Source organism: Methylobacterium adhaesivum, assembly GCF_022179065.1.
Lineage (GTDB): Bacteria > Pseudomonadota > Alphaproteobacteria > Rhizobiales > Beijerinckiaceae > Methylobacterium > Methylobacterium adhaesivum.
On sequence record NZ_BPQD01000007.1, the window covers coordinates 162,386 to 176,511 of the forward strand.

Below are 14,126 nucleotides of genomic sequence, written 5' to 3' on the forward strand. Positions count from 1 at the left end.
CGCTCCGGGTCTAGGAAAACAGATCCGGGTGGCGCAGGCGCAGGGCGTAGACGAGGAGCAGCGTCTTGATATCGGTGATCTCGCCGCGGTCGCTCATGGCGCGCAAGGTCGCGAGGTCCATCTCGTGCACGATGATGTTCTCGTGCTCGGCATCCAGCCCGCCACCGGGACCGGAGCGGTCGTCGGCGCCGTAGGGGGCCAGGAACAGATCCATCTGTTCCGTCGAAATGCCCGGCATGCTCCAGCCGCAGGTGATCCGTTCCAGGGCGCCGAGGCGAACCCCGACCTCTTCGTAGGCCTCGCGCCGTGCGCCCTCCTCGGGATCGGCTTCATCGAGGAGTCCGGCGGGCACTTCGAGGAGCGATTCGGTGCCGGCGGCGTAGAGGGCCGGAGGCCGGAACTGCTCGACGAGGAGCGCCACGCGGCGAACGGGATCGTAGGGCAGCACCGCCACCGCCCGGCCGTGATCCTCGATCTCGCGGGCGAGACGGGTTCCGTCGGGCATCGTCACCTCGGCCACGAGAAACCGGCTCCAGCCGTCATGCAGGATCCGAGTGCCGCGGATGACAGGCGCCATGCTTCTTCCTCCATCGCCGTCCGGACCGGCCGGCGCGACGGGGCTTTAGCAACGGCTTGTCGCATGAATGAGGCGAAGGCCGGGGCGTCGGTCCACAGCCTCGTGGCAGCTAACCGAGCTTTCGCCGGATGAGGAACCGGACGGCGCCAGCCCGACGCTCCTGGCTCAGGAGGGTGTCGCCCTCGCCATGGACGAGGTGAGGAATGTCGATGGCCGCGAGGGGGTCGGTGCTGAGGACAGCCAGAGTCGCGCCGGGCGACAATCCCCGCAGGGCTTTCCGCGTGCGCAGAACCGGCAGCGGACATTTCAGGCCCGACAGGTCGAGTTCGCAGGGCTCGGGATTATCCCGGGGCGTCTCGGGCGGTTGGGCGGTCACGGACGTCTCGCGCCATGGAAAACCCGCCGGGCCTGGGGCCATCGGCGGGTGGAATGGGGTGGAGGCCCGGCAATCCGCCGGGCCACCCGGTGCCTCAGTAACCGTAGCCGTAGGCGGGGTAGCCGTAGCTGTAGGCCGGGGCCGCGTAGCCATAGCCGTAGGCGGGCGCGTACCCATAACCGTAGGCGGGGGCGCCGTAGCCGTAACCGGCCCCGACGTAGCCACGATCGTAATAGCCGTAGCGGGGGGCCTGGCTCGCCGCGATGGCACCGCCGATGATGCCCAAGGCCGCGCCGGCCGCGAGGGCGCCGCCGATGCCGGGGCCGCGACGGTAGCCGTAGCCGCGTCCGTAATATCCGCCGTAACCACCGCGCCAGCGCACATTCTCCACAGCGGCGCTCTCACCACCAACCTGGACGGCATTGAGCGCAGGAAGCGGCGCGGCCTGCGCGGCGGTGAAGGAGCCGGCGGACAGGCCGAGGGCCGTGGTACCCGCGAGGGCGAGGGACAGGATCCGAGACATGCTGAACTCTCCAGCTGGGAAACAGATACCCCTATGAACGGTATCGCCCCTGAACCGTTCCCGAACGATCACTGTCAAGCCTTCGTGAAGTACTGGCCATCAATGAATCGTCGTGCGGCCCCGGCCTCGCTTCAGAACACGCATTCGGTGAAGGCCGGCTCCACGGAGCGCTGCCAGCGGCCCTCGTAATCGGCAAGCCGCATCTCGGCGTGCGAACGCCCGTCGGCGACGATGGCCTCCAGGGGCTGGAGATAGCGGGTCTCGTCCTGCCCGTGGGCGTCGCGGCGGCCCCGCGCGGCGAGGCCAGAGCGGGCGAGGGCGAGGGCCTCGGCGGCCACGGCCCCGAGGGGACGGCCGCCGATGCGAGCGGCGAGGCCGAGACGCGGAACGGTGGCGCGCAGGCATTCGCGCTCGGCGTCAGTCCAGCCCTTGGCGATGTCCCAGGCGGCGGCCAGGGCCGCGTCGTCGTAGAGCAGTCCGACCCAGAAGGCGGCCTGGGCGGCGATCATCTCCGGACCGCCGACATCGGCGCCGCGCATCTCGAGAAAACGCTTGAGCCGCACCTCCGGGAAGGCGGTGGAGGCGTGATTGGCCCAGTCCGACACCGTCGCGCGCTCGCCCGGCAGGGCAGCGAGTTTACCCGCCATCAGATCGCGGAACGAAGCGCCGGAAACGTCGTGATAGGTCTCGCCACGCTTGACGAAGTACATCGGCATGTCGAGGAGCCAGTCGACGTAAGATTCGTAGCCGAAGCCCGGCGCGAAAGCCCGGGGCAGCATGCCGGTGCGGTCGGGATCGGTGTCGCGCCAGATCTCGGAGCGACGCGACAGGAAGCCGTTGGGGCGCCCATCGGTGAACGGCGAGTTGGCGAAGAGCGCCGTCGCCACGGGCTGGAGTGCCAGGGCGACGCGCATCTTGGCGACCATGTCGGCCTCCGAGGCGAAGTCGAGGTTCACCTGCACGGTGGCCGTGCGCAGCATCATGTCGAGGCCGAGCGTCCCGACTTTCGGCATGTAGCTTGCCATGATCCGGTAGCGGCTCTTCGGCATCACGGGCGTTTCCTCCCGTGTCCATTTCGGGCTCATGCCGAGGTCGAGGAAACCGATGCCGAGGGGTTCGGCCACGCGCTTGGCCGCCTCGAGGTGCGTGCGCAGCTCGGCGACGGTGGCGTGAACGTCGGGCAGCGGTGCGCCGGAGAGCTCGAACTGCCCGCCGGGCTCGAGGGAGATGGCCCCGCCCTCCTGGCCGGCGAGGCCGATGAGATGCCCCGCATCCTCGATGGCCTCCCAGCCGGTCTCGCGCGCGAGCCCTTCGAGGAGCGCCTGAATGCCCGCCGGCCCTGCGTAGGGCACGGGCCGGTTGCCGTCGCGGTAGAACGGCACCTTCTCGTGCTCGGTGCCGATGGCGAAGCGCGCGGGCGGCTTCTCCCCCTCGGCGAACCACGCGATCAGTTCGTCCCGCTTCGTCAGCGGCGTCGTGTCGGACGTATCGCGCGCCATGCGCTGGCCTCGTCGTCAAAAGCGTTCGGATGAGAGGCAGGCCCGACCGGGGTCGCGACAGCCCCATCGGGATGCCGTCTCCTTAGTCCACGGCCGCCATGCGAACAACGGACGCAAGGGCGCGGTGCTTCAGCGTGTGTCCCCGAGCACCGACTGCACCAGGGCCAGCACCGCCACGGCCGCCGTATCGGCCCGCAGGATGCGGGGGCCGAGCGACAGGGCGACGGTGTTGGGCCGGGCGGAGATCAGCGCGCGCTCCTCCGCCGAAAATCCGCCCTCGGGGCCCACCAGCACCGCGAGCGGCGGCGGGGATGCCGGGTCGGCAGCCCCGCGCAGGGCCGCGATCGGGTCGGACAAGGCCGCGTCCTCGTCGCAGAACACGAGGAGCCGCTCGGGCGCGAGGTCGGCCAGGGCGACGGGGAGGCGCACCGCCTCCTGGATCTCCGGCAGGCTGAGGATGCCGCACTGCTCGGCCGCCTCGACGGTGTTGGCGCGCAGGCGCTCGACGTTGAGGCGCTCCCCTTGCGTGAAGCGGGTGAAGACCGGGCGGATGGTCCCGGCGCCCATCTCGACGGCCTTCTGGGCGAGGTAGTCGAGGCGTGCGCTCTTCAGGGGCGCGAACAGGTAGTGCAGGTCCGCTCGCGGAGTCTGCGGCCGGGTCGCCTCCTGCACCACGAGGCTCGCGCTCTTGCGGCCGCTCTGCGCCAGGGCCGCGCGCCATTCGCCGTCGCGCCCGTTGAACAGCAGTACGGGGTCGTCCGGCCCCCGCCGCAGGACATTGAGGAGGTAGTTCGCCTGCGCCCGCTCGAGGGGCAGGACCGCGCCCGGCACGAGGTCCTGCTCGACATGGAGACGGGGCGCGGTGAAATCGTAGGCGGCCATGCCGGGGTGGTCGCGTGGCGCCCGCCGCCTGTCAACGGGGTCCCCGCTCCGGCCTCGGATCAAATGTTGCGAAAAGGTTACGCGGCCGGGCTTTCGTGCATTTGCCCACGGGCGAACGCCCAGGGCGGTTTGCGACTTGAAAGACGCCACATTCCTATGGCGAAACGCCCATCGGGGCTCGAATCGCGCGGGATCGACCGCATCCCCGCAGCGAATCGGCCATCGCGTCGGCGGTCAGGGGCAGTGCTCCCGCCGAGGCGTCGGGGAGACTCAAGGGAAGTCAGAGCATGTCGTTCAAGTTCATCGCGACGGTCGCCGTCGCCCTCGCGGGCTCCCAGTTCGTCGCGTCCGCGGCCTTCGCCCAGGCCGCCGAATGCGGCGAGATCCAGAAGACGCTGCAGGCCCGCAAGGACCTCGTGGCCAAGGCGAACGCCGCTTCGAGCTCGAAGAAGAAGATGACCCCGCAGGAAGCCTGCGCCCTGTTCGGCAAGCTCCAGAACAACGGTGCCGAGGGCCTGAAGTGGATCACCGCCAACAAGGAATGGTGCTCGATCCCCGATTCCTTCGCCGAAGGCTTCAAGGCGGATCACATCAAGGTCGGCGGCATCCGCACCAAGATCTGCGGCATCGCCGCCCAGGCCGCCAAGATGGAATCGCAGGCGCGGGCCCAGGCTCAGAACGGTGGCGGCGGCGGTCTCCTTGGCGGCCCCGGCCTCACGGGCGCGATGCGCATGCCCCAGGGCGCGCTCTGATCCGCTTCCGTTAGGGGCACTCCACCCCCGGCCCTGCCGGTTCTCGCATCGGGTCCCCCGCTGTGGAGGGCATCGCGTGGCTCGCCACCGACTTGTGCGGCGACGGGAATCCCGGCCATACGCCGCGTCATGAGCGGATTGCCGACGCCCCCTCCCCCGATCGAACGGCCCGTCGCCGATGCGGTGTCCGGCCACTGGGTCGACCGATGGGCGCCGCAGCGGACGCGGCCCTATCTGCGGCTCGCCCGGATCGACCGGCCCATCGGCTGGTGGCTGCTGCTGTTGCCATGCTGGTGGTCGGCGTCGCTGGCCGCCATCGCCTCGGGGACGGTGCCGAACCCCGTCCACCTCGCCCTGTTCCTCGTCGGCGCCGTCGCCATGCGCGGCGCGGGCTCGACCTACAACGACATCGCCGACCGCGACCTCGACGCGCAGGTGGAGCGGACCCGCTCGCGCCCCCTGCCCTCGGGCCAGGTGCGCGCCCGCCACGCCGCCCTGTTCCTCGTCGCCCAGACCTTCGTCGGGCTCGCGGTGCTGCTGCAGTTCAACGTCACCGCCATCCTTGTCGGCATCGCGTCGCTCGCGCCGGTGGCGATCTATCCGTTCATGAAGCGGGTGATGTCGATGCCGCAGCTCGTGCTCGGACTGGCCTTTGCCTGGGGGGCGCTGATGGGATGGGTGGCGGTGTTCGGCCGCCTCGATGCCCCGGCCTGGCTGCTCTATGCCGGCACCATCGCGTGGGTGGTGGGCTACGACACGATCTACGCGGTGCAGGACATCGAGGACGATGCCATCGCGGGGATCCGCTCCTCGGCCCGCACCTTCGGGCCGCGCCTGAAGGCCGCCATCGGGGCCTGCTACGCCGTCGCCGCCGGCCTCGTCGCCCTCGCCGCCCTGGGTGCGGGCGCCGGACCCATCGGGCTCCTCGGCGTCGCGGGGTTCGCGGCCCATCTCGGGTGGCAGACCCTTCGCCTGGAGGCGGGGAACGGGCGCGGGGCCCTCATGCTGTTTCGATCGAACCGCGATGCGGGTCTGATCCTGTTCGCCGGGCTCGCCCTGGACGCGGCCTTACGGGCCTGGATGGGGTAGTCTCGGGAGACCCGAGACAGCTCAGCAGACGCCCGACACGATCTCGCTCTCGCCGCGGTGGATGAGCGGGCGCACGGGCAGGGACGCGGTCTTGCGGCGCACGAGGAAGCGCGGGCGGCGGCCCGACAGCAGGCCGTGACGGCGGCGGGTGCGGGTGAGGCCGAGCATCACGGGCCCGAGCTGGCGCGAGACGCTGGCGAGCCCGCCATCCTCCTTCACGATCATCCGGGGCAGGCCGGACTTGTCCGCCACATCGCGCCAGACGGCCACCACCTCGGCCTCGCAGAACGGTCCGAGACGCTCGACGACGGCGCCCTCGGCATCCACGAGGAGGAGGTCGAAGCGATCCTCGCCGCAGGCGTCGGAGGCATCGTCCGAGAAGGCGAGGGCCACGCCCGTGGGCCGCAGGGCGGCGTTGCGGCCGAACACCGGCAGGCGGGCGGCGACGAAGGCGGGCATCGTCGCAGCGGTCTCGTTGCTGGCCGAGATGTGGTTCATGTTCGCGAAAGTGTTCATGGCTCGGACACCCTGTTGGAAGCAACGGCCTCTGTGAGACCGTCCGTCTATGACAAGCAGAATGGCCCCTGATCTCCTCCAGCGACCTTAAGAGTGAGCGTTAAGCGAATATGGACGGGGTCCTGATGCCAAGAATGCTCAACGGTTCCTTGCGTTGATCGCCGAGATCCCAGCGTATCGACCTCTGCGCGACGATCCTTGTGGCCGCCGGTGAGGCACCCTACAACGGACGGGACGGTGCCGCCGCCCCTCGCCCGGCCCCGGCGCGCTCGCGTCCCCAGCCGCTTTACCCACCCGACCGCCATCCGAATGGAGTCGCATGCCCGCCTCGAGAGTCCCGGATTCCGCCTACGCCCTCGTGCCGGCCCTGCGCGAGACGATCCGCGAGGCGGCCGGCCTCGCCCTGCCGTTCTTCCGGGCCGGTGAGAAGACGGCCGCGCGGATCTGGTCGAAGGCCGGCGGTTCGCCGGTCACGGAGGCGGATATCGCCGTCGACACCTTCCTGAAGGTCCGCCTCAGTTCCCTGCTGCCGGCGGCGGCGTGGCTCTCCGAGGAGACGGTCGACGACGCCCAGCGACTCGGGGCCGACCTCGTCTGGATCGTCGATCCCATCGACGGCACGCGCGCCTTCCTCACCGGGCATCCGGATTGGTCGATCTCCGTGGCGCTTCTGGCGGGCGGCGAGCCGGTCCTCGGCTTCGTCCACGCCCCCGTGAGCGATCATTTCTATGAGGCGGTGGCGGGCCAGGGGGCGACGCGCAACGGCACGCCGCTGCGGGCCTCGACGCAGGCCGCCCTCGCGGGCGCCCGGGTGACCGGGCCGAAGCCGATGATGGACACCCTCGCGCGCGGCGCGACGCGAGACGGCGTGACGCCGGATTTCGTCGTGGTGGAACGGGTGCCGTCCCTGGCGCTCCGCGTCGCCCGCGTGGCGGAGGGCTCCATCGATGTCGGGCTCGTCTCGTCGGATGCCCGGGACTGGGATCTCGCCGGGGCCGACCTACTCCTGCGCGAGGCCGGCGGCTCGGTGAGCGATCTCTCGGGGATCGCCACCACTTACAACCGCACCGACCCCGTCCACGGCGCGCTCATCGCCCTTCCGGATGGCCTGCGGGCCCAGACGGTGGATGCGCTGGCGCGGGGCTGAGTGTCTCTGGCGAACCTCCCGCTGCGTGATAGCGCGGGAGACGAAGAAAGGCGGATCGGCAACCGCGTGCGTCGTTCGGCCCCGGCTCTCCTGCTGAGAGACGGGGCCGCAAGGTTCAGGCGCTCGCCTGGATCCAGCGCGAGAGATCGCCCTTGGGAGCGGCGCCGACCTTCTGGCTCGCCAGTTCGCCGTTCTTGAAGATGAGCAGGGTCGGAATCGAGCGGATGCCGTACTGCGCGGCGATGCCGGGGTTCTCGTCGACGTTGACCTTGGCGATCTTCACACGCCCCTGGAGATCGGTGGCGATCTCCTCCAGCGCCGGGCCGATCTGCCGGCAGGGACCGCACCACTCGGCCCAGAAATCCACCACGACGGGCTCGACGGACTTAAGGACGTCCTGCTCGAAGCTCGCGTCGGTTACCTTCACCGTCGCCATCTCGGTCCCTTTCCCTACCTCTCGCGCCTGAGCGCGTCCCCTGCGACGAAACCGTGGGCCCGTCCGCGGGCCGGAACGCCCGGCCTGGGGTGCACCGCAAAAGCGGCGCCTCTGTGCGAGACTTGGCGACGCGGGGCGGGACGGTCAAGGCGGTGGGGTCCAGGACGACGCGGGACATCGCCCGTCGCGGGCCTTGTCCACCGTTCGGCGCCATCCCGGACGGCGGCGGCCCTCGTCAAACCCCCGGCCTCGCCCCATCTCCCCCTCACCCGCGCGGGCCCGAGCGGCCGGGTGGGGAGTCTTCGGCCGCCCCGAGCGCCGGAGCGCCTGACCCGGCACGCCGCCGCCATGGAGGACAATCCGACGTGAAGCGCATCTCCCAGACCCTGCTCGCCACCCTCGCCCTCGCCGGACTGCCCGCGAGCGCCTTCGCACAGGAGGCGGGCGGCGCCGCGCCCCGGCAGCCACGGGTCGAGGGCGAGGCCTTCACGGCGCCCACCTCGGACGCCGCCGGCACCGTGCCGGCCGAGACAGAGGCGCCCAACACCACCTACAAGCCGATGCTGCCCAATCAGACCCGGGCGCCCAAGCCCGCCGAGGCCACCAAGGTCAAGGTCGAGACCGTGGCCAAGGGGCTCGACAGCCCGTGGGCCCTGGAATTCCTCCCCGACGGGCGCATGCTCGTCACCGAGAAGGGCGGCAGCCTGCGCATCGTGGCCAAGGACGGCACGGCCGGACCGGCGATTCCGGGCGTGCCCAAGGTCGACGCCCGCGGACAGGGCGGCCTCCTCGACGTGGCGCTCAGCCCGAGCTTCGTCGCCGACCGCCTGATCTACTTCAGCTACGCCGAGCCCCGCGAGAAGGGCAACGGCACCACGGTGGCCCGCGCCAAGCTCGTGGAGGACAAGGGCGCCGCCCGCCTCGACGACGTGAAGGTGATCTTCCGGCAGATGCCGACCTATGACGGCGACAAGCATTTCGGCTCGCGCCTCGTATTCGCGCCGGACGGCAAGCTGTTCGTCACCGTGGGCGAGCGCTCCGACAAGGGTCCCCGGGTCCAGGCCCAGGACCTCACCAGCGGCCTCGGCAAGGTCTTCCGCATCGACACGGACGGCAATGCCGCCAAGGACAACCCCTTCACGGGCGGCGAGAAGGCCAAGCCCGAGATCTGGTCCTACGGCCACCGCAACGTCCAGTCGGCGGCCCTCGACCCGCAGGGGCGGCTCTGGACCGTCGAGCACGGACCGCGCGGCGGCGACGAACTGAACCGTCCGCGTCCCGGCGTGAACTACGGCTGGCCCGAGGTGTCCTACGGCATCGAGTATTCGGGCGAGAAGATCGGCGAGGGTAAGACGCAGGCCGCCGGCACCGCCCAGCCGGTGTATTACTGGGACCCGGTGATCGGCCCTTCCGGCATGGCCCTCTACACGGGCGACAAGTTCCCGGCCTGGAAGGATGCCTTCCTCATCGGCGGCCTCGCCAGCCAGGGACTCGTGGCGGTGAAGCTCGACGGCGACAAGGTGGTGACCGAGGAGCGCATTCCCCTGGAGAACCGCATCCGTGACGTGAAGGTTGGGCCGGACGGCGCGGTCTACGCCGTCACCGACGGTCCCGACGGCAAGATCCTGAAGCTGACACCGGGCACCTGAGAAGGTTCGGCGTCCGCCCGTTCAGGCGGGCGCCGTGCCGTCTGTCGCCGAGACTTGGCGGATCGCCGCGAGGCTCAGGCTCATCGGCCCCGCCGGGCCGGCGACGGCGAGGCGCTCGCTGCCGGTGGCGAGGAGAAGCGCGAGGGCGTCGCGCAACGAGGCGTCCCAGGCGATTTCGGGCGCGCCCTGCGCCGGTTCGGGAACGGCGAGCGCACCGACCGTGAGCCCGGCGAGACGCCGCAGGGCGCGGTCGGGACCGGTGAATTCAGCCACGAAGGCGTCGGCCGGACGCGCCAGGAGACCGTCGGGCGTATCGGCCTGGACGATGCGCCCGGCACGCATGAGCACGATGCGGTCCCCCATCCGCACCGCCTCGTCGAGATCGTGGGTCACGAGGATGACGGTCTTGCGCAGACGCTTCAGAATGGCGCCGATCTCGACCTGAAGACGGCCACGGGCGACGGGATCGACGGCCCCGAACGGCTCGTCCATGAGCAGCACCGGTGGATCGGCGGCGAGCGCCCGCGCGACGCCGACGCGCTGGCGCTGCCCGCCCGAAAGGGCGTCGGGCCGCCGCCCCCGGTACTCTGCCGGATCGAGACCGACGAGGTCGAGCATGGCATCGACGCGCGCGGCGATGCGGGCTTTGGGCCAGCCGAGCAGTTCGGGCACGGTGGCGATGTTGCGGGCCACCGTCCGGTGCGGGAACAGGCCGACGCCCTGAAGGACGTAGCCGATGCGGCGGCGCAGGCGGATCGGATCGACCCCGGCCACGTCCTCTCCAGCGAGGCGCACCGTGCCCGTATCCGGCTCCACCAGCCGGTTGACCATGCGCAGGGTGGTGGACTTGCCGCAGCCGGACGGGCCGATGAGGGCGCAGGTCTCGCCCTCCGCGATCACGAGATCGACGGCCTCGACCGCCGGACGGGCCGCTCCGGGAAACCGCTTCGAGACGCCTTCGAGGCGGATCATCCGGAACGGTTCAGCAACCCTTGCAGATCGACCCCATGGTGGTGCGCATCTTGGCGTCCCACGCCTTGTCACGGGTGGCAGCGGCGCGTTGGGCCTTGGCCATGTCGGCTTCCGTCGACGCGCGGGAAAACGGCGCCCCGGCCCGGCCCGGCGGCTTGGTGACGCCCGTGGCGGTGACGGTGCGGCCTCCCGAGGGCGCCTGTGCGGCGGCGGTCACCACCAGCAGCGGCAGGGCCAGCAGCGGCAGGGCGAAGGCGGCAAGGGAGCGGAACATGGAAAACCTGGGTCCGTCGACGTGACGCGCGGCGATCAACCCACGCGAGAACGGCGCCGACCATAGAGGGTGCCGAGCGGCTCGCAAATGGAGGCCGTTCCGGCGCGTGCGCGACGGCACGCGCCGCCGGGGATTACGCCTTCGGCGCGGCGCCTCGGCTCACGGCCGGCTCAGGAATCCCACGGGCTCGCGACCGGGCTGGGCAAGCCACAGCAGGAACGCTCCCAAGCCGAGACCGAGGAGGGAGGCGGGCGCCAGGGTCAGGGGCAGGACGAGGATCTGCCACAGCCACGGCGCCACGCCCTCGACGGCACCCTGCAGGGCGCTCGCCCGGTCCTTGAACAGAGTGAACAGGAGGTCGCTCACCGTCGTCACCCGCAGGCCGTTGTTGGCGATGGAGCGGGCGCCGTCATAGACGAAGCCGACGAAGCCCCCCGCGAGGAGGACGAGGCCGAGGAAGCGGCTGAGAAAACGAAGCATCGCGCCCGGTCATACCCGCCGACCCGATGCCGGCCGAGCCTTGAGTAGGGGTGCCCGCCGGCCCGTGCAAGCCGTTGCTGCATTGCGAGCCCGGTCCCGGGCATGCGACACCGCCCCACTTTCAAGCGCTGCGCCAAGCGCCCGATCCCGGACGGTTCACGACCCCGACCCCGGCGACACCGCGGGCATTTCGCTCGGCGCCGATTCCGAGGACGATCCTTGACCGACCAGACCGCCACCGCGCCCTTCGCGGACCCGCATGCCCCCCTCGCCCTGGTGATCTTCGACTGCGACGGCGTGCTCGTGGACAGCGAACCGATCTCCCTGATGCGCCTCACCCTCGGCCTCAACCGCATCGGTGTCCCCATCGACGTCGAGACCGTGCGGGTGCGCTTTGCCGGGACGTCCATGCCCTCGATCATGGCGCATATCGTGCGCGACTACGCCGTCGCCGTGCCGGACGATTTCGTCGATTCGGTCAAGGCCGACACCCTGCGGGCGTTCGATGCCGGGCTCGCAGCGATGCCGGGCGTCGGCGACGCCGTGGCGGGCCTCGCCCTGCCGCACTGCGTCGCTTCGAGCAGCGATCCGGTTCGCCTGGCGCACACCCTCGGGCTGACGGGTCTGCTGCCCCTGTTCGAGGGCCGGATCTACTCCTCGACCATGGTGGCGCGGGGCAAGCCGGCGCCGGACCTGTTCCTCCATGCCGCGGCCAATATGGGCGCGACGCCGGAAACTTGCCTCGTCATCGAGGACAGCGTGCCGGGGGTGCAAGCGGCCCGCGCGGCCGGCATGCGGGTCCTCGGCTTCACCGGCGGCGGCCACTGGGCCCACGACCGCACGGGCCGGGACCTCATGGCCGCTGGCGCCGCGCGGGTGTTCGACGATTTCGCCCGGTTCGCGGCAGTCGTGGCGGCCGCCTGAGGCGGAACCGAAGGAAGCTATCGCGGCGAGCCCGGCACGGGGCGCTTCCTGCCACGCCGCGCCATGCATTCGAAAGATCGATCCGTTGACGAATGCGCCGCCGCACAGCATCTTGAGGGTGTTCGGCGGCGGTCTCGACCACCGCCGAGCCGCGGTGATTTGAAGTGCGTAGCTTGCGCCGCGTCATCAAACGCTAAAGCACTGCGATGCGCCCGCGCCTCGTGGTCCTTATTCGATGAGGATGACTTGCTGTGCTGACCATTCCCAAGACCCAACCGATCCTGATGCCCTGCGATTGCTGTCGACGCTGATCCCCACCGTGGACCGCCCAGCACATCCCAGCCCGGCCAAACGCCGGATCCGGCCGCATGGCCGTCATCAGGAGATTTCGATTCCATGTCCTATCATCACGCCGAGACCGCCGCCCGAGCCCTGAACCAGCGCTCCCTCGCCCCGCCCCTGGTCGACCTGCAGGCCGTCCGCGCTCGTAACGAACTCCACGTCGACCGCCCGACCCGACGCGGGGCCGAGCCGGCTCCGACCCGCATCATCGAAATCGGGGAGGTCACCGCCGGGATCGCCGTGCCGGAAAAGGGCGGCGTGCGCTTCTTCTCCTCGCAGAGCGACTTCGACCTCCTCGACGGAACCGTGTTCGGCAGCGTCGAGCAGGCGGCGCGGGCGGCGCGCGAGCGGTTCCGCGCCCGGTCGGGCGGCCGGGGGCGGCCGGCCGAAGGCCGGCGCCTGATCGCCGTTTGAGCGAAGCACAGTTTCGAATCACGGCCAGCGCCGCGCCCCTCCGGGAGCGCGGCGTTCGCGCGTCCGGGGTCGGTCACGAAGCTTCCGTCGGGCCGGAGCCCGCTACTTGCACTCCTCGCGGGCGCGCTTCATTGCCTCGCCGAAGCCGGCCAGGGCGTACTCGTCGCTGGTCGGATTGCCGCGCATGGACGTGGTCTTGACCTGAAGTTTCGCCGTGCGCGTCATTTCGGTGACGACGCGGGTCTCCTCGGCTTGGTTCTGGAGCCAGGCATTGCTGTCCTTGATCACGAGGCCGTAGCGCGTGGCGCCGAGGTGGATGGCCGGGTCCGTGGCGGCGGCATTGGGCTTGGCGGCGGCGCCCGCCTGACTCGTCGCGGGCTTGGCCGGAAACCCGAGCATCACCGCGACTTCGTTGGCGATGTTCTCACCCTTGCGCACGGTGACGAACAGGTAGGCCGTGTCGCGCGCGAGGGTCTTGGGGGAGCGCGTGGTCGGCTGCGCGATGGCGTAGCACACGCGGGTCTTGCCATGGCCGTTGGCGAACACGTTCCAGTCGCCGAAGATCGCCACGGGCGTCGCCTGCTGCATGCCCGGCGCCGTCACGGCCTTTCCGCTCTTGCCCGAGCGGGTCCGACGGCGCTTGCTGCCGGATTCCTCCGCCGCGGCGGGTGCCGCCTCCTGGGCCTGGACCAGCCCGGCTCCAAGGGGCGATCGGCTCCCGGTGAGGGCCGCCGGTCCGCACAGGAGAGCCGTCGAGAGCCCGAGGAGGAGGCAGCGCCGGACGTCGAGGAGCATGAAGAAACCTTGTGGGCGGGACCGTATCGGCCTGGGGGCTGTGTGAAGCGCGCTTACGACGCGTGGGCCTCGACGGCGAAGCCCGCGACGGGAATCGCCGCCATCGGCACGTCGCGGACCGAGATCGACGGCTCCTCACGGCCGGCGGATCCGGCGGTGGCCTGGAGCGGCGTCGCAGCCTGAGGCTCCGGGGCCAGGGTCCGGAGCGTCGGCAGGGCCCGGGGCTTCGGATCATTGTAGGGCGTGTTGTAGCACTTTCGCACGGAGGCCCAGAACGCCCCACGCTCCTCCTCGCCCAGGCGTGCGAGGACGGCGTCGATGCGGTCCGTGGCCTGCGCGGCGAAGCCGGGGACATCGTCCGGCATCATCCAACTCTCGACGGGCAAACTCTCGACGGGCATGCGCGATCTCCGAACGGGCTCGGGCAGGTTTGGGGGCCTCTCGCGACGGCACGGGGCCGGCGCGAGAGGCATCTAGGC

Annotated in this window: 18 protein-coding genes; 6 read left to right on the forward strand and 12 right to left on the reverse strand. The window is 70.8% G+C overall.

Translation table 11 applies throughout. From position 1 onward, the window contains the following. Positions 1-10 precede the first annotated feature (10 nt). From MFF01_RS08120 to MFF01_RS08140, 5 genes are all read right to left on the reverse strand, one after another. A complete protein-coding gene (locus tag MFF01_RS08120; RefSeq protein ID WP_238223766.1) occupies positions 11-577 on the reverse strand; it encodes an NUDIX domain-containing protein in 567 nt (188 codons plus the stop codon). A 109-nt stretch (positions 578-686) separates the two neighbouring features. Next, positions 687-953, reverse strand: a complete 267-nt coding sequence (locus MFF01_RS08125; RefSeq protein WP_238223767.1) for a sulfurtransferase TusA family protein — start codon at positions 951-953, stop codon at positions 687-689. 94 nt (positions 954-1,047) lie between these two features. Beyond that, positions 1,048-1,476 (reverse strand): hypothetical protein, encoded by a 429-nt coding sequence (locus MFF01_RS08130; RefSeq protein ID WP_238223768.1) that lies wholly within the window; start codon positions 1,474-1,476, stop codon positions 1,048-1,050. A 131-nt stretch (positions 1,477-1,607) separates the two neighbouring features. Then, positions 1,608-2,975, reverse strand: coding sequence for a glutamate--cysteine ligase (locus MFF01_RS08135; RefSeq protein WP_238223770.1), 1,368 nt, complete (start codon positions 2,973-2,975; stop codon positions 1,608-1,610). Positions 2,976-3,104: 129 nt separating this feature from the next. Then, positions 3,105-3,857, reverse strand: coding sequence for a 16S rRNA (uracil(1498)-N(3))-methyltransferase (locus MFF01_RS08140; RefSeq protein WP_238223772.1), 753 nt, complete (start codon positions 3,855-3,857; stop codon positions 3,105-3,107). Between the two features lie 287 nt (positions 3,858-4,144). Between MFF01_RS08140 and MFF01_RS08145 the strand changes: the two genes are divergently transcribed. Then, entirely contained in the window at positions 4,145-4,609 is a 465-nt protein-coding gene (locus MFF01_RS08145; RefSeq protein ID WP_238223774.1) for a hypothetical protein, read from the forward strand. A gap of 138 nt (positions 4,610-4,747) precedes the next feature. Continuing rightward, positions 4,748-5,698: a 4-hydroxybenzoate octaprenyltransferase gene (gene ubiA, locus MFF01_RS08150; RefSeq protein ID WP_373319710.1), complete on the forward strand. Its 951-nt coding sequence runs from the start codon at positions 4,748-4,750 to the stop codon at positions 5,696-5,698. Between the two features lie 21 nt (positions 5,699-5,719). Here the strand turns inward: ubiA and MFF01_RS08155 are convergent, their stop codons facing one another. Beyond that, a complete protein-coding gene (locus MFF01_RS08155; RefSeq protein ID WP_373319683.1) occupies positions 5,720-6,214 on the reverse strand; it encodes a DUF6101 family protein in 495 nt (164 codons plus the stop codon). 319 nt (positions 6,215-6,533) lie between these two features. On the opposite strand from MFF01_RS08155, the gene MFF01_RS08160 reads away from it, so the two are divergent. Beyond that, entirely contained in the window at positions 6,534-7,361 is an 828-nt protein-coding gene (locus tag MFF01_RS08160; RefSeq protein WP_238223783.1) for an inositol monophosphatase family protein, read from the forward strand. Positions 7,362-7,476: 115 nt separating this feature from the next. Here MFF01_RS08160 and trxA read toward each other — a convergent pair whose 3' ends face one another. Continuing rightward, positions 7,477-7,797, reverse strand: a complete 321-nt coding sequence (gene trxA, locus MFF01_RS08165) for a thioredoxin (RefSeq protein ID WP_056088302.1) — start codon at positions 7,795-7,797, stop codon at positions 7,477-7,479. Positions 7,798-8,162: 365 nt separating this feature from the next. On the opposite strand from trxA, the gene MFF01_RS08170 reads away from it, so the two are divergent. Continuing rightward, complete coding sequence (locus MFF01_RS08170; RefSeq protein ID WP_238223786.1) at positions 8,163-9,446, forward strand: PQQ-dependent sugar dehydrogenase; 1,284 nt, start codon at positions 8,163-8,165, stop codon at positions 9,444-9,446. Between the two features lie 21 nt (positions 9,447-9,467). Here the strand turns inward: MFF01_RS08170 and MFF01_RS08175 are convergent, their stop codons facing one another. The 3 genes from MFF01_RS08175 to MFF01_RS08185 form a co-directional block, all read right to left on the reverse strand. After that, positions 9,468-10,418 (reverse strand): ABC transporter ATP-binding protein, encoded by a 951-nt coding sequence (locus tag MFF01_RS08175; RefSeq protein WP_238223787.1) that lies wholly within the window; start codon positions 10,416-10,418, stop codon positions 9,468-9,470. Between the two features lie 10 nt (positions 10,419-10,428). Further along, positions 10,429-10,692, reverse strand: coding sequence for a hypothetical protein (locus tag MFF01_RS08180; RefSeq protein WP_238223789.1), 264 nt, complete (start codon positions 10,690-10,692; stop codon positions 10,429-10,431). A gap of 159 nt (positions 10,693-10,851) precedes the next feature. After that, positions 10,852-11,172: a PetM family of cytochrome b6f complex subunit 7 gene (locus tag MFF01_RS08185; protein ID WP_238223792.1), complete on the reverse strand. Its 321-nt coding sequence runs from the start codon at positions 11,170-11,172 to the stop codon at positions 10,852-10,854. A gap of 219 nt (positions 11,173-11,391) precedes the next feature. Between MFF01_RS08185 and MFF01_RS08190 the strand changes: the two genes are divergently transcribed. Beyond that, the gene (locus tag MFF01_RS08190; RefSeq protein WP_238223794.1) at positions 11,392-12,096 is read left to right on the forward strand and encodes an HAD family hydrolase; all 705 of its coding nucleotides are present in this window, start codon (positions 11,392-11,394) and stop codon (positions 12,094-12,096) included. Positions 12,097-12,492: 396 nt separating this feature from the next. Beyond that, entirely contained in the window at positions 12,493-12,852 is a 360-nt protein-coding gene (locus tag MFF01_RS08195) for a hypothetical protein (protein WP_373319684.1), read from the forward strand. A gap of 102 nt (positions 12,853-12,954) precedes the next feature. Here MFF01_RS08195 and MFF01_RS08200 read toward each other — a convergent pair whose 3' ends face one another. Further along, complete coding sequence (locus MFF01_RS08200; RefSeq protein ID WP_238223796.1) at positions 12,955-13,647, reverse strand: invasion associated locus b family protein; 693 nt, start codon at positions 13,645-13,647, stop codon at positions 12,955-12,957. Between the two features lie 53 nt (positions 13,648-13,700). After that, the gene (locus MFF01_RS08205; protein WP_306421581.1) at positions 13,701-14,048 is read right to left on the reverse strand and encodes a hypothetical protein; all 348 of its coding nucleotides are present in this window, start codon (positions 14,046-14,048) and stop codon (positions 13,701-13,703) included. Positions 14,049-14,126 lie beyond the last annotated feature (78 nt).

Bases quoted from the DNA above. Each gene is read 5' to 3' on its own strand.
- MFF01_RS08120 (WP_238223766.1), bottom strand. From the start codon at position 577: ATGGCGCCTGTCATCCGCGGCACTCGGATCCTGCATGACGGCTGGAGC.
- MFF01_RS08130 (WP_238223768.1), bottom strand. From the start codon at position 1,476: ATGTCTCGGATCCTGTCCCTCGCCCTCGCGGGTACCACGGCCCTCGGC.
- MFF01_RS08135 (WP_238223770.1), bottom strand. From the start codon at position 2,975: ATGGCGCGCGATACGTCCGACACGACGCCGCTGACGAAGCGGGACGAA.
- MFF01_RS08140 (WP_238223772.1), bottom strand. From the start codon at position 3,857: ATGGCCGCCTACGATTTCACCGCGCCCCGTCTCCATGTCGAGCAGGAC.
- MFF01_RS08145 (WP_238223774.1), top strand. From the start codon at position 4,145: ATGTCGTTCAAGTTCATCGCGACGGTCGCCGTCGCCCTCGCGGGCTCC.
- MFF01_RS08155 (WP_373319683.1), bottom strand. From the start codon at position 6,214: ATGAACACTTTCGCGAACATGAACCACATCTCGGCCAGCAACGAGACC.
- MFF01_RS08160 (WP_238223783.1), top strand. From the start codon at position 6,534: ATGCCCGCCTCGAGAGTCCCGGATTCCGCCTACGCCCTCGTGCCGGCC.
- trxA (WP_056088302.1), bottom strand. From the start codon at position 7,797: ATGGCGACGGTGAAGGTAACCGACGCGAGCTTCGAGCAGGACGTCCTT.
- MFF01_RS08175 (WP_238223787.1), bottom strand. From the start codon at position 10,418: ATGATCCGCCTCGAAGGCGTCTCGAAGCGGTTTCCCGGAGCGGCCCGT.
- MFF01_RS08180 (WP_238223789.1), bottom strand. From the start codon at position 10,692: ATGTTCCGCTCCCTTGCCGCCTTCGCCCTGCCGCTGCTGGCCCTGCCG.
- MFF01_RS08185 (WP_238223792.1), bottom strand. From the start codon at position 11,172: ATGCTTCGTTTTCTCAGCCGCTTCCTCGGCCTCGTCCTCCTCGCGGGG.
- MFF01_RS08195 (WP_373319684.1), top strand. From the start codon at position 12,493: ATGTCCTATCATCACGCCGAGACCGCCGCCCGAGCCCTGAACCAGCGC.
- MFF01_RS08200 (WP_238223796.1), bottom strand. From the start codon at position 13,647: ATGCTCCTCGACGTCCGGCGCTGCCTCCTCCTCGGGCTCTCGACGGCT.
- MFF01_RS08205 (WP_306421581.1), bottom strand. From the start codon at position 14,048: ATGCCCGTCGAGAGTTTGCCCGTCGAGAGTTGGATGATGCCGGACGAT.